Origin of the sequence: Haloarcula marismortui ATCC 43049 (assembly GCF_000011085.1) — an archaeon.
Lineage (GTDB): Archaea > Halobacteriota > Halobacteria > Halobacteriales > Haloarculaceae > Haloarcula > Haloarcula marismortui.
In genome coordinates, this window is record NC_006392.1 from 35,819 (window position 1) to 50,060 (window position 14,242).

Consider the following 14,242-nt stretch of genomic DNA (forward strand, 5'->3'; position numbering starts at 1 on the left):
CGGACCCTTGGGCGGTTGAAGTCCCCGCCGGTACTGCGGGGGCTCCAGCGAGTCGTCTAGTTTCAGACGGACCCTTGGGCGGTTGAAGTGGCCCACCGAGTGCTTGTGACCAGCTGCGGCCACCGCGTTTCAGACGGACCCTTGGGCGGTTGAAGTCATGCACGACGGCGACGTGTCGGTGCTCAACTGCCTGTTTCAGACGGACCCTTGGGCGGTTGAAGTGCCAACACTAGTCACGTCAACAACAGTCCCAAACTGGTTTCAGACGGACCCTTGGGCGGTTGAAGTCGACTGTCCACGGTATCGTTTATCCGCGCGTCAACGAGTTTCAGACGGACCCTTGGGCGGTTGAAGTGATAGTCACATCAACACTGGTTGTGCCGTTATTGGTTAGTTTCAGACGGACCCTTGGGCGGTTGAAGTCTGCCGTTGAAGGTCACTCGTATGTCGTCCACCAGAGTTTCAGACGGACCCTTGGGCGGTTGAAGTCCGGTCGACCTGATTTACAACGTGACTGGCCACGAGGTTTCAGACGGACCCTTGGGCGGTTGAAGTAGCCAAGCCATCAGGGGATCGTCCGCCGAACCCGTGTTTCAGACGGACCCTTGGGCGGTTGAAGTCCGACGAACGGCCCGATTTGGCCGATCTCCCTGGTTTCAGACGGACCCTTGGGCGGTTGAAGTATCATCTGGGGGCCGGAAGTGTGGCTGACCGGCGGTTTCAGACGGACCCTTGGGCGGTTGAAGCGACATCCTCGACCACGAAGTCTGGGAGGAAGTCCAGTTACAGACGGACCCTCGGGTCGTTGAAGCGAGAACGAGGACGGAGACCTCATCCGACTGTTTTGGGTTACAGACGGTCCTTTGAGTGGTTTATCGGGTCTGACCAGCGAGACCGATGACCGCTATCGAAGAAACACATTCAGCTAGCCGTGCTAGAAGTATATGTGCATGGAGCCATCTAGTCAGAACACAGTCCGGTCCAACCGGGCTCAGTCAGCAAGCCTGCAACCTGGCGGGAGGAGGCTTGCTGACGCAGCAAATGCCACCAGCCAGACATCGAAATCTGGCCGTGCCAGCAGCCGCTGCTTTGGCACGGACGGATTTACGATTTGTGGTGGGTGGCAAGGAGATCGCTATGAGATACGAACATACGACCCACCCCACGATGAATTGGCTCAAGAGAGGGCACATCCGTGCCGATCCTGAAGTGACGGAGACTACAGAGTAGTCCCGGACAACACAACCAATTTAGCATCGCCAGTGAATACCGTAACTGTCCCTACAAAATAGGTACTTACAGATGGCGCAGAATGCTGTTGAAGCAGCTACCCGTGTTACTCGGGAACTCGTAGGGACCTGTTATCAGCTGGCCCCCTGTGGGGCCGATTACTTTCACTGCGCTAGACGTGGCTTTATACACATGCCAAGTAACAACCATCTTGTTATGACGACTAGACAGACAGTCGAGGTGATGTAATCGGATGCGGATCCTCGCACGACTCTCTGCACGAACAGACGCCGCCTACGACAATACGTACCACAACAAGCTGCAGGGCCGCATCTGGCAGGCCCTCGAGGACAGCAAGTACGACGCCCTCCACGACAAAAACCAGCCAAAACCGTTCGTATACAGCAATCCCTTCCCCCCGCAGGACATGGACGAGGGTGACGAACGAACGCTCCTGGTTGCCTCGCCCGAGGAATCGCTGCTCGCCCACATCGCCGAGGACCTCACGCACGACCGGGAGCTAAATATCGGCGAGATGCCCTTCCACGTCGACAAGGTTTCGCCGCTCGCCCCCGATGTCGGCGAGCCCGGCACCAGCGGCACCATCGAAACTGGGACTGGTCTCCTAGTTCGAATTCCGCCATGGCGCTTCGACGATTACGGGATGGACGTCAACCACGACCAAGCCGAATTCTGGCGGCCGGAACATACCCTAGAACCGTTTCGGACCCAACTCGAAGCGAACTTGGATAAGAAGCATCGGCTCTACATGCCTGACTATCTGGCGGGCCCCTCAGATGTTGATGGCGACCTCTTCGACAGCTACGAGCTGATCAAGACTTTCGCCATTCCCGTGACGCCAACGACTGGTCGGACAGAAGAGTGGGTGCTCAGTAAGTGGCGCTTCGACTACACCGTCCGGGACGACGACCACCGACGGCATCTTAATCTCGCGCTGGATGTCGGCCTCGGCGAGCGCAACTCGCTGGGCTTCGGGTTCATCAACATCACCGATCAAACGCGCCCTGACGAGACGGAACTGGAGGGGGAGAATGCTTTCCCCTGAGCAGTTCCGCGAGCGGTACGCGGACACGCTGGCTGATGAACTACCGGACGGCCCGGTCACATCGCTGCGCTCGCTCCAGTATCTCTACGGCAAACTGTATACGCTGGCGACAGCAGGCGGTGGCGACTACGCCGCATATCTCACACCCGATGAGGCAGGCGACCTCGTCGATAGCGAAGACAGCCTCATCGTTGTCCGTGTGGATCTTTCAGGTAATGAACCGCAGCTGGCGACCGACGATCGAGGCCCGGTCTGGGTAACAAAATACACTGACGACCGCGTCGAGAAGGTAGCTCACTGCAAGTACCCAGCAGCACGCGGTATTGACCATAGCGTCACGCATCAGGCTGGCCGTAACAGTGGTCCCGAGAAGCTTGCCCGCTACGCGAAGGAGCGGCTAACAAAATGGGCAAAAGACGAGGTTGTGCAGGAGGCAGCAACTGAACACGAGGACGGCTATATCGTCGAAGCACTCGCCGAACTCAGCGAGGACGAGGCCACCCTGGATGCCATCGAGGAGGCGGTCAAGCGAGAACTGGCCGGCGAGTCGACAACGGCGCTACTCACGGTGCAGGTGAAAGTTGACCCAGACGGTGACTACCTCTGGCCTGCAGAGCGTGACGTGTTCCTGGCCGCGATGCGCCGCCGTAAGCTCTCGAAACTGGTCACGAAGAACAAGGCCGACGACTCCTCGGGACAGGCCACCGATATCGTCACCGGGGCTTCGACTCGGACCGTCGGAACCTCTGAGGACCCTCAGAACTACTACCTCGGCAAACAACTGGAGAAATTCCCCGGCCTAGACATCGAGGAGGCGTGGCGAACCCATCCGATCTCCGAAGACGCGGCAGTGACGGTGATGAATGCCGGCACGTTCGTCGAGGCATGTACGTACCGCACGTTTGGGACGAAGGTGTATTGTCTTCCGTACGTCTGGGGGACCATCTCAACGTCAGATGCGTTCGACCTATACAAACTACTCTACGATGCGACGACAGAAGACGACGGCATGACACCTATCGAACGTCAGTACGAGAACCGGAATACGCTGTTTGGTGACGCCCAACTCCGGTTCTACGTCTCCGCTGTCATGCCACACCAAATGTCGCGGTACGATGTCTTCGGTGAGACGCTGAACGGCCGGTTGCTCTATCCCAAAGAGCTCGCAACCAAGCACAACCAGTTGGTGCAGCAGTCAGCCGCGTTCCACTCCGGGGCGGAATGGACACCGCCGATGCCGACACACCCGAACTGGGATCTGCTTGCGGGCAGTGACGAGCAACTCCATGCCGTCTCGACGGGGTGGTACTTCGCTCAGACGTTCGCACAGCGCGACGACGACGATGCCGACGCAGATGATCCCCGTATTGAGGCGCTCGTCAGCGTCCTCAGCGGCGATGCTATTTCGGTCGAAACGCTGCTCGAAGAATATGTTGCACGCATTATAACCGAACAGACCGACGACGACGTCGAAGGCTTCCCGTCGTTCCGCGTCGCCAGTCAGTTCGCCCAGTTATGTGCACTCGCGACAGACAAACTCGACCTACTGACATCCGACGACGCGGCCAAAGAACCGATCACGCGCGAACCGACCTACGATACACAGACGATGGAACCACCAACAGACATACTCGCCGCCGACGGCGGCCATCCCGCGGCGGCAAAGCTCGAATCGTTCATCGAAGATACGCCGGCACTCGCTCCTGACGAAGACGCACCTCACAACGACCAGCGACGCGGTGCGTTCCTGCTCGGTGCGCTGGTTGGCGAGATCGGGAGCTATCAGGAGTACGACCAAGACCGGTCTACGACACTTGTTGATCAGTTCCCAGTCAAATCAATCACCAAGTCGCGAATCAAGAAGGTGACACAGGAGACCATCGGCAAGACGCTCACATACACCCGCCAAGAAAAGAAAGCGGGTCAGAGCTACCCGGGAACAAAGGCCGAGCACGTCGTCGAGCGGCTCCGCGAGACGATCCTCAAACCTGATCCCGACGAATGGGATCTCGATACCGACGACCTCCGCTTCTACTATGCGCTGGGGGTCACCTATGGGATGAACGACCATCCGGAGTGGGATAGCACGGCAATTGACGACACTGAGGAGGACATCTGATATGACAGACACCACCGACATCGCCCAGCATCGCTCCGAAATCGTCTTTCTGTACGACGCCGTCGACGCGAACCCGAATGGCAACCCGCTGAGCAGCGCGAACCGGCCACGCATCGACCCACAGACTCAGCAGGCAATCGTCACTGATGTCCGGTTGAAACGATATCTCAGGGACCAACTGGACGACGACGGGCACGGAGTCTATATCCGGAACGTCCAAGAGGAGGGTGAGCAGTACACTCGGGCCGACCTGCTCGAAGATCGTCTCAAATCCGTCGATTACGACAGCTACGACCTCGACGACGACGAGGAAGCTGAACAGTTCCGTGAGGATGTCTTCGGAGAGTACTTACGGAAAAGTGCCGATGTCCGGTATTTCGGGGCAACGATGTCCGTCGATACGGATGACGTGTACGCCAAGCATCTCCCGGATCACTTTACCGGGCCGGTTCAGTTCTCGCCCGGCAAAACGATGCACGCAGTCAATGAAAACGAGGAGTACGACAGTCTGACCAGCGTCATCGCAACTCAAGAAGGTAAAGAGCAGGGAGGATTCGATCTCGACGACCACCGTATCCAGTACGGACTCATCCGATTCCACGGATTAGTCGACGAACACGGCGCAGCCGACACAAGACTCACTCAAGAAGACGTCGAACGGCTTGATACACTCTGTTGGCGCGCCATCAAGAATCAGACCATCAGCCGGAGTAAGGTCGGACAGGAACCACGCCTCTACTGCCGCGTGGAGTACGCTGACGAGAGTTTCCACCTCGGTGGGTTGGACAAGGACCTTCGACTCGACGAGGAAGCGTCGAAGGACGACGAGGATCTCCGGAACGTTCGGGATCTCGCTGTCGAGATTGACGACTTCGTCGACCGACTCGACGGAGCGGGTGCTCAAGTCGAACGCATCCGCGTAGTCGCAAGTGACGTGTTGCAATTCACGCATGAGGGTGAGCCGGGCGGGCCGGAACTGTTATACAACGCGCTCCGGGATGCCGTCGGGGCTGACCGCGTTGAGATCATCGACGTGTACGACGAACACCTCGAGACGCTGCCGGCGGCGGAGTGACGATGTCGCAGGAATCGCTCGACGAGTGGTCGGAGACGGACTCCGACTGGTCTCCGGAGCGGTGCCTCTCGCTGACAGTCCGTGGACCGTGGGGGCACTTCCGGCGCGTCGAGGGTAACGTGGTCAAGCAGACGTATCGGGTGATGCCCAGAACGACTGTTGCTGGCCTCATCGCGGCTGTTCTTGGAATCGAGCGAGATGGCTACTACGATCTGTTCGCGCCCGGCCGATCGGCTATCGCCATCGAACCGGTTCGAGGACTGCGAACGCTCAACATGCCGGTAAATGCTCTTTCGACCGCAGCGGATAACCTCAAATCCCTCAACAGCCGCGGGAAACTCAGCGTGAAGCTTCCGGACCCGATGGATCTCAGACAGCAGCACAATTACGAAGTGCTCGTTGACCCGGCGTACCGAATCGACGTTGCGCTCGCCGACAGCGAAACGTACCGAGAGCTTCGGCAGACCCTAGAGGCCGGTCGGTCCCACTACGTCCCAAGCCTCGGCCTCTCGGAACACCTCGCGAATATATCATTCCACGGCGAGTTTACCATCGAAGAGGGTCCAGATGACACTGTCGTCTCAGTCGACTCCACACTCCCCAACGCTGTTGACGATGTCGTCCTTGACTCGGATACCCGCTGTGGCATCGAGGAGTCACCGGCATTCATGACGACTGATGCGGGCGGTCGGACGACCACAGCATTCACTACATACGCATACAACCCGGATGCAGAACCCCTCAGGGTGCGAAATATGCAACCGTCCCGAGTCGACGGACGGACTGTGGTGTTCGTCTGAGATGACCACTATCTACTCACATCCGCCGGAGAACGGATCTGAGGGAGTGGTGCTCGATGACCACCTGAATGACGTGGCTGCACGTGTCGAGTACGTGGTCCCGCCGGGCGCGCGGACACCCGCCGGGGAACCGCTTCGACCAGTAGTCAAGACGCTCGGGTACGTCCACGACCTCGGGAAGGCGACGACGTTTTTTCAGGACTACCTTCTCGATGACCGGCAGCCAGACAATGAACTATTGCGCCACCACGCGCCGCTGGGTGCGTTCGCCGCGTACTTCGCACTCGATGCCCGCGGGTTCGACACCGAGACGTGCCTGGCGGGGTTCGTCGCGGTTGCAAAACACCACGGGAGCCTCCCAGATATCACGGACTACATCCACACCCGAGCACACCGCCGTGAGGGTGTCGAGCCGAGGGAACGGAACTCGGCGGAGCGGCGGCAGAACGCTGTCGCCAAGCAAATAAAGAATATCGACGACAATGCCCGAGAGCTGGTCAGCACCGTCTTCGAGGCGGCGACCGCCGGTGCAGAGGAGTGGGCGTCGTTTCGTGACGGGTTCGGCGAACTCCTTGATGACATCGCAGACACGGTTGCCGCGACCGGCACCACCACTGGTATCAATCGAGACGCCCTCTCTTCGTCCTGTTACGGACTCGTTATCCAGTGCTGGGGGTCACTAGTTCTCGCAGACAAGACCAGCGCTGCTGGTGCGCGAAACGTCGCTGAGACATACACAGAAGACCAGCCGTCGCTCGACCGCCTCAACGATCATATCGCGGACATTGAGGCTTCTGTGAGTGCCGACCCCGATGGGAGTCAGTCAGAACGGCTCAACCATTTGCGGTCGATGGCTCGCGAGGACGTTCTCGATAATGCAGCCGACCTCGCCAAAGCGGGTGGCGGTGTGGCGACGCTGACGCTCCCGACGGGAATGGGAAAGACCCTCACTGGGTTGTCGGCGGCACTGGATATCCGAGATAACCTCGGTGGCAAGCGGGTTATCTATGCGCTGCCGTTCACGAGCGTTATCGACCAAGTCGTCGACGATGTTTCGGGCATATACGATACCGATGACCATCCGCACCTACTTACGGCCCACCACCACCTCGCCGACGCCAGCATTGAGGACAACGCCGACGCGGATGAGGCGGACCGCTCAGACGATGTCGCAGGGATGCTCGGCGAGAGTTGGCGCGCCGGGCTGACCGTGACGACGTTCGTTCAGTTGTTCGAAAGCCTCGCGGGACCCGGAAACCGTCAGTCGATGAAGCTGCCAGCGCTACGGAACAGTGTTGTCGTGCTGGACGAGCCACAGAGTCTCCCGCTTGACTGGTGGAAGATCGTCCCGCGCCTCGTCAAGATGTTGACCGAGCAGTTCGGGGCGACCGTCATTGCCATGACAGCGACCCAACCGAAGCTGTTCCCCGAATCACCGGAACTTGTCGAGGGCCCGGAACAGTACTTCGAGGAAGTCTCACGGGTATCGTACCACCTCGACGCGTCAACCGACCGCTACATTGAGGCACGGAATGAGGGAGACCCGAAATCTTACCAAGACGCCGCTACGAACCTGTCCGAGCAACTGACAGCGGGTACCTCAGCACTAGCAGTCTGTAACACCATCGACAGCGCTCGGCATCTCACCGAGAGGCTTGTCGAGAACGCCCCAGACGCGGTCGATGTCGCCGAGCAGTACGACGATGTACTCCGCAAGAAGGAACTTACCACCGGTGAGGATGTCGCGAAAAGAGTACAATCTGTCGGCGACCGCGCCATCCTTCATCTTTCCACGCGGCTGCGGCCGGCTGATCGGTTGACCCTCGTTGACGCCGCAAAAGAACTTACAGAGGCTGGACACCCGGTCGCCGTCGTCTCGACACAGCTCATCGAAGCAGGCGTCGACATCAGCTTTGATCGTGTGTACCGGGACCTGGCACCCATCGACAGCGTCGTGCAGGCTGCCGGACGTTGCAACCGCTCGTTCGAGCGTGACCGTGGCCACGTCACCGTCTGGTGGCTAGCAGCACCGCCCGACGTCGAAAAGACGCCTGCAGAAGCCGTCTACAATCGTGGCACGTCGTTGCTCCCTGTTGCTGCCGACACCTTGGCGTCGGTTCGCTCCGACGACGGCGAACTGACGGAACGAGCGGTTGCTAGGGACGCCGTCGAACGGTATTATGACCGGCTCCACGACGACAAGTGCGTCGGGAAACAGGCCTACGCCGACTACGTCGATAACGCACGGGCCGACAAACTTTCAGACCTATCGCTCATCGACCAACGGCCATCCGTCGATGTAGTGATTTGCCGGACAGATGCAGACCACGAAATCGTTGAATCAGTACGAAACGCCGCCAATGCATACGATTTCGATGCATTCAGTGATGCGATCGACGAGACGAAGTCGCTCCGTATCTCTGTGCCGGTGTATCCCGGCGATGACGAGACGAAAGAAGCACTCAACAGCCTCGTCCCGCTGGTCAAGAACGAACGATTCAATCGGGCAACTGGCGTCCGCGTGCTCGACGTCCGCCGATTCGAGAACCATTTCGATCAACGAACGGGGTTCATCGTTCCCGATAGCACCGTAGCACATCAGTTCATATGACTGAATCGAGGACAGACAATAGTGAGGATCCAGTTGAGAAACTGCTCCGTTCAGCTCGTGATGAGGCCGTCAACGACCCATTTCACGTTACCGGCGTGATGATGCAGTACTATGAGGTCTGTGAACGGGAGCTCTGGTTCGCCTCGCGGCATCTCGAAATCGACCGAGACAACACTGCAGTCGTCCGCGGTACACAGGTCGACGAGAGTGCATACGACGACAAGCGTCGTAACGTATCCATCGACGGAACCATCGCTATCGATGTCTTGGACGACGGCCGAGTGATGGAGGTGAAGCCCTCCTCATCACTCATCAAACCAGCAAAACTCCAGTTACTCTATTATCTTTGGTATCTTGATCAGGTCGTCGGCGTCGAACGGGAGGGCGTACTTGCCCATCCGACGGAGCGCAAACGCGAGACTGTGGCACTCACCGATGAGAACACCAGGTGGGTCGAAGAGGCAATCCGCGGCATCTACGACGTCACCACCAGTGACTCGCCACCGCCTGCGGAAGAAAAGCCGTTCTGTGAATCCTGTGCATACCACGACTTTTGTTGGAGTTGTTAGTCATGAACGATAACTATCACGTATTCACCGACGGCCGTCTTGAACGACACAACGACACGATCCGCCTCGTCACTGAGGACGGCGAAAAAAAGTACCTGCCAATCGAGAACGCCGAAGCGCTGTTCTTACACGGGCAGATTGACTATAATACTCGGCTCGTCTCGTTTCTCAACGACGTCGGCGTTGCGATACACGTCTTTGGCTGGAATGACTACTACGCAGGTTCGATCATGCCTGAGCGGGGGCAGACATCTGGACAGACGCTGGTCGAACAAGTCAGAGCTTATGACGATTCGACCCGGCGACGTGCCATCGCCCGTCAGTTCATCGAGGGAAGCATCCACAACATGCGAGCGAACGTCAAGTACTACGACGACCGTGGTTACGATTTCGATGCCATCATCGACCGTTTAGAAGCCCAAGCTGAATCGCTCTCCGACGAGATGGATACAAACGAGTTGATGGGGGTTGAGGCAACTGCTAGAAAGGCGTACTACTCAATCTTCGACGATGTACTCCCAGATGGGTTCGATTTCGGCGGTCGGCAATACAACCCGCCAGACAATGAAGTAAACAGTCTAATCTCGTTCGGTAACTCATTAGTCTACGCCAACGTCGTTTCGGCAATCCGAGCGACCGCGCTTGACCCCGCTGTGAGCTTTCTTCACGAACCCGGCGAGCGGCGGTACTCGCTCGCTCTCGACATCGCAGATCTGTTCAAGCCACTCTTGGCCGACCGAATCATCTTTCGCGTCGTCAACCGCAATCAGCTACAACTCGACGATTTCGAGTCGGATCTCAACGGCTGTCTACTCAACGAAAACGGACGGAAAACCTTCTCAAAAGCGTTCGAAGAAAGCCTAGAGCAGACCGTTGATCATCCGAGATTGAACAGGAAGGTGAGCTACCAGTACTTGCTCCGAGTCGAGGTGTACAAACTAAAAAAGCACCTGCTCACTGGTGAGGAGTATGTCCCGTTCAAGCGGTGGTGGTAACCATGGTGTACGCGATAATCGTCTACGACGTACAGGCCGATCGGACACCGAAATTTCTCAAATATCTCCGGCGGTATCTCACGCACGTACAGAACTCTGTATTCGAGGGCGAGCTCACAGAGGGGACGCTCGTTGAAGTCAAAGAGACCCTCCAATCAATGCTTGAGGAAGAGGAATCCGTGATGGTTTATCGGATGGACTCGGGGAGTTATGTCGAGCGATCCGTGTACGGTGACGATCCAATGGACGACCAACAATTCCTCTAGGTATTTTCGTCGACCCCCGGGGGGTTGCGGGGGTATTGGCGGTCGACGAAAATAGTGAAGTGAAACCAGGCTAGAAATAGGCTGTGTCCCGGAAATCGGGCATGGTTACAGACGGACCCTCGTGGGGTTGAAGCGTGGCACCGGTTGAGTCGCTGACCGCCGGCGCGTACGCGTTACAGACGGACCCTCGTGGGGTTGAAGCCTGTAGGCCGCCAGCACGAGCACGGCCCAGAGCGGGTTACAGACGGACCCTCGTGGGGTTGAAGCAGACCCTCCCCTCGTGGATGCACTCGGCACAGTAGCGTTACAGACGGACCCTCGTGGGGTTGAAGCCGGCTCTGAGTATGAGGGAGTCCTGTTCAGCCAAGAGTTACAGACGGACCCTCGTGGGGTTGAAGCGTGGTGAAGTCGCCCGCAGCGTATTCGAGCTTGTCCTGTTACAGACGGACCCTCGTGGGGTTGAAGCCTGCGGCGGCTGTTTGAGTTGTACCTTTCGCTGGTCGTTACAGACGGACCCTCGTGGGGTTGAAGCGACTGCCGGAACCAGAATACCGGCACAAAGTACGAGGTTACAGACGGACCCTCGTGGGGTTGAAGCATCGACTGCCCGAGAGACCCATGATTGCGAATAGTGTTACAGACGGACCCTCGTGGGGTTGAAGCGCCGCAACGAAGCCCGGCAGGAACTGGGGCGTGACGAGTTACAGACGGACCCTCGTGGGGTTGAAGCTCGAAGAGCGCGATCGGGGCGAGAGGTTTGACGTGCGTTACAGACGGACCCTCGTGGGGTTGAAGCGCGTTGGTCGAGTTTGACCGTGCCGTAGATTGTCGCGGTTACAGACGGACCCTCGTGGGGTTGAAGCTCCGAGACGATGCACGCGCTTGCCCAGCAGTTGTGGTTACAGACGGACCCTCGTGGGGTTGAAGCGACCCACAGGAAACACTTTTCGCCTCACCAACTCTGGTTACAGACGGACCCTCGTGGGGTTGAAGCAACCCACTCACGGCGGCGAAGGACGCGCTGACGATCGTTACAGACGGACCCTCGTGGGGTTGAAGCGGCCGGCACGGCGTCACGCGAGAGATGTGTCCTTGCGTTACAGACGGACCCTCGTGGGGTTGAAGCGGATCACGGTACAGATGCGGCGACAACTACGCGAAGTTACAGACGGACCCTCGTGGGGTTGAAGCGGAAACATCTACGCGCGCACCAGCCTGCTCGGAAACTGTTACAGACGGACCCTCGTGGGGTTGAAGCTGGTACTCCTCGCGCGTGGTGGGGTACGAGGCCGTCGGTTACAGACGGACCCTCGTGGGGTTGAAGCCCCGACGGCGGCGACGGTATCCCGGAGGACAAGACCGTTACAGACGGACCCTCGTGGGGTTGAAGCTGCCATATCCACGAGCCCTTTGACATCGCCGTCCTGGTTACAGACGGACCCTCGTGGGGTTGAAGCGAGCAAGACGAGTGGCTCCAGTTCCCGACCGCCGCGTTACAGACGGACCCTCGTGGGGTTGAAGCAAACAGCGCGAGGATATTGTTCAGGCCGTCGAACAGGGTTACAGACGGACCCTCGTGGGGTTGAAGCTTCGACCGCTTCGGCGGCTGGGAATGGTCGTCGACTGTTACAGACGGACCCTCGTGGGGTTGAAGCCTGATATGTACTGCTAAGAGGTCATCTCGGATACCGTTACAGACGGACCCTCGTGGGGTTGAAGCGTACTCGTCACACCACGGGCACACGCCGTCGTCAATCGTTACAGACGGACCCTCGTGGGGTTGAAGCCAGTGGGACGTGTTCGGCCATGCCGTAGATAGACAGGTTACAGACGGACCCTCGTGGGGTTGAAGCTCTACTACCCTATCGACGACGCCGAAATTTCGCCCAGTTACAGACGGACCCTCGTGGGGTTGAAGCTGGACGGCCTCCGCACTGTCCTCACCATCGTCCTCGTTACAGACGGACCCTCGTGGGGTTGAAGCTTGATTGAACTATCCACGTCGCGTTTGTGTGCCTCGTTACAGACGGACCCTCGTGGGGTTGAAGCATGAGGTTGTTTGGGACACTGCTATTCGGCCGCGGTTACAGACGGACCCTCGTGGGGTTGAAGCATCGCCACACTCCCCAGCGCGGTCAGCAGCCCGACGGTTACAGACGGACCCTCGTGGGGTTGAAGCAACGACCGGTACATGATTGAGTGGCGCGAGGGTCCGGTTACAGACGGACCCTCGTGGGGTTGAAGCGACGGCGTCGACTGTGGGTCACTGTTACCGTCGCGTTACAGACGGACCCTCGTGGGGTTGAAGCATCCGCAGTGGGCCCGATGACATCTACGTGTATCCGGGTTACAGACGGACCCTCGTGGGGTTGAAGCAAGAACGATATGGGTGTTAGGTCGCACCATTCGCAGAGTTACAGACGGACCCTCGTGGGGTTGAAGCGACTACGTCTACCCCGAGGAGGAGGTGCGCGACTGGGTTACAGACGGACCCTCGTGGGGTTGAAGCACCATAGTACCATCATGGCACTCTGGACTTATAGTGTTACAGACGGACCCTCGTGGGGTTGAAGCCTGGAGCGCATCGTAGTGCACGCCGCGGTCGTTCGCTCGTTACAGACGGACCCTCGTGGGGTTGAAGCTCGACACCATCAACGGGTTGCTCGGCGACGGGACGGTTACAGACGGACCCTCGTGGGGTTGAAGCCCCGCCCACTTGTTGCTCATGTAGACCTTTCCTGACGTTACAGACGGACCCTCGTGGGGTTGAAGCACACTCTCGCACTCGATCCCGGACCTGCTGGGATCGTTACAGACGGACCCTCGTGGGGTTGAAGCCCGTCGAAGGACCGCCTTGGGTGGTGTACTCGGCGGGTTACAGACGGACCCTCGTGGGGTTGAAGCTTGCGGACCCGGCGGCGATGGACGACGATGTCGGCGTTACAGACGGACCCTCGTGGGGTTGAAGCCATTAGCGAGATTAGCGGTATGGGTTCCATCATCCCAGTTACAGACGGACCCTCGTGGGGTTGAAGCGAGGACAGCGTCTTTGTGGTCCGCCAGTTTGGACGGGTGTTACAGACGGACCCTCGTGGGGTTGAAGCTGGACGAGCGCCCAGCCGTCCTTGTTGCTACGGAATAGTTACAGACGGACCCTCGTGGGGTTGAAGCGAATTTGTTGACGACCCACGGGAGACCGACGATGCGTTACAGACGGACCCTCGTGGGGTTGAAGCCACTTGCTCAATCAGGGACTGCGTTGGTATGGCCTGTTACAGACGGACCCTCGTGGGGTTGAAGCAGCACATAGTCGATGCTCGGGTCGTGCCAGTGGCCGGTTACAGACGGACCCTCGTGGGGTTGAAGCGTCGCCGACGACGACCCGTTCGTCCTTCCCGAAAGCGTTACAGACGGACCCTCGTGGGGTTGAAGCACCGCTATAACAATGAACATCCAATACTACGTTAGTTACAGACGGACCCTCGTGGGGTTGAAGCCGATAATACTGTGA

General features: G+C 58.5%; 8 protein-coding genes and 2 CRISPR repeat arrays (1 of these 10 only partly in view). All 8 genes read left to right on the forward strand.

The annotated features are described in order from the left end of the window. Positions 1-878: a CRISPR direct-repeat array (repeat unit 30 nt; unit sequence GTTTCAGACGGACCCTTGGGCGGTTGAAGT) (it extends 806 nt beyond the left edge of the window). Positions 879-1,483: 605 nt separating this feature from the next. From cas6 to cas2, 8 genes are read left to right on the forward strand one after another with little or no spacing between them, the layout of a single operon-like run. Further along, positions 1,484-2,296 carry a CRISPR-associated endoribonuclease Cas6 gene (gene cas6 / locus RR_RS00785; protein WP_011222265.1) on the forward strand — a complete coding sequence of 271 codons (813 nt, stop codon included), beginning with the start codon at positions 1,484-1,486 and terminating at the stop codon, positions 2,294-2,296. Further along, entirely contained in the window at positions 2,283-4,415 is a 2,133-nt protein-coding gene (cas8b, locus tag RR_RS00790; protein ID WP_011222266.1) for a type I-B CRISPR-associated protein Cas8b/Csh1, read from the forward strand. The genes cas6 and cas8b overlap by 14 nt, the downstream gene beginning before the upstream one ends. A 1-nt stretch (position 4,416) precedes the next feature. Further along, the gene (gene cas7b / locus RR_RS00795) at positions 4,417-5,490 is read left to right on the forward strand and encodes a type I-B CRISPR-associated protein Cas7/Csh2 (RefSeq protein WP_011222267.1); all 1,074 of its coding nucleotides are present in this window, start codon (positions 4,417-4,419) and stop codon (positions 5,488-5,490) included. 2 nt (positions 5,491-5,492) lie between these two features. Next, entirely contained in the window at positions 5,493-6,290 is a 798-nt protein-coding gene (cas5b, locus tag RR_RS00800) for a type I-B CRISPR-associated protein Cas5b (protein ID WP_011222268.1), read from the forward strand. A gap of 1 nt (position 6,291) precedes the next feature. Further along, positions 6,292-8,901 (forward strand): CRISPR-associated endonuclease Cas3'', encoded by a 2,610-nt coding sequence (locus tag RR_RS00805; RefSeq protein ID WP_049938441.1) that lies wholly within the window; start codon positions 6,292-6,294, stop codon positions 8,899-8,901. Further along, positions 8,898-9,470 (forward strand): CRISPR-associated protein Cas4, encoded by a 573-nt coding sequence (locus RR_RS00810; RefSeq protein ID WP_011222270.1) that lies wholly within the window; start codon positions 8,898-8,900, stop codon positions 9,468-9,470. Before RR_RS00805 ends, RR_RS00810 begins: the two co-directional genes overlap by 4 nt. 2 nt (positions 9,471-9,472) lie before the next feature. Continuing rightward, positions 9,473-10,465, forward strand: a complete 993-nt coding sequence (gene cas1b, locus RR_RS00815; RefSeq protein ID WP_011222271.1) for a type I-B CRISPR-associated endonuclease Cas1b — start codon at positions 9,473-9,475, stop codon at positions 10,463-10,465. A gap of 2 nt (positions 10,466-10,467) precedes the next feature. After that, positions 10,468-10,731: a CRISPR-associated endonuclease Cas2 gene (gene cas2 / locus RR_RS00820; protein ID WP_011222272.1), complete on the forward strand. Its 264-nt coding sequence runs from the start codon at positions 10,468-10,470 to the stop codon at positions 10,729-10,731. Positions 10,732-10,835: 104 nt separating this feature from the next. Beyond that, a CRISPR array of direct repeats spans positions 10,836-14,228; the repeat unit is 30 nt; unit sequence GTTACAGACGGACCCTCGTGGGGTTGAAGC. The last annotated feature ends 14 nt before the right edge of the window (positions 14,229-14,242 follow it).

Excerpts from the sequence above, each read along its gene's own strand:
- cas6 (WP_011222265.1), top strand. The coding sequence starts at position 1,484 with ATGCGGATCCTCGCACGACTCTCTGCACGAACAGACGCCGCCTACGAC.
- cas8b (WP_011222266.1), top strand. The coding sequence starts at position 2,283 with ATGCTTTCCCCTGAGCAGTTCCGCGAGCGGTACGCGGACACGCTGGCT.
- cas7b (WP_011222267.1), top strand. The coding sequence starts at position 4,417 with ATGACAGACACCACCGACATCGCCCAGCATCGCTCCGAAATCGTCTTT.
- cas5b (WP_011222268.1), top strand. The coding sequence starts at position 5,493 with ATGTCGCAGGAATCGCTCGACGAGTGGTCGGAGACGGACTCCGACTGG.
- RR_RS00805 (WP_049938441.1), top strand. The coding sequence starts at position 6,292 with ATGACCACTATCTACTCACATCCGCCGGAGAACGGATCTGAGGGAGTG.
- RR_RS00810 (WP_011222270.1), top strand. The coding sequence starts at position 8,898 with ATGACTGAATCGAGGACAGACAATAGTGAGGATCCAGTTGAGAAACTG.
- cas1b (WP_011222271.1), top strand. The coding sequence starts at position 9,473 with ATGAACGATAACTATCACGTATTCACCGACGGCCGTCTTGAACGACAC.
- cas2 (WP_011222272.1), top strand. The coding sequence starts at position 10,468 with ATGGTGTACGCGATAATCGTCTACGACGTACAGGCCGATCGGACACCG.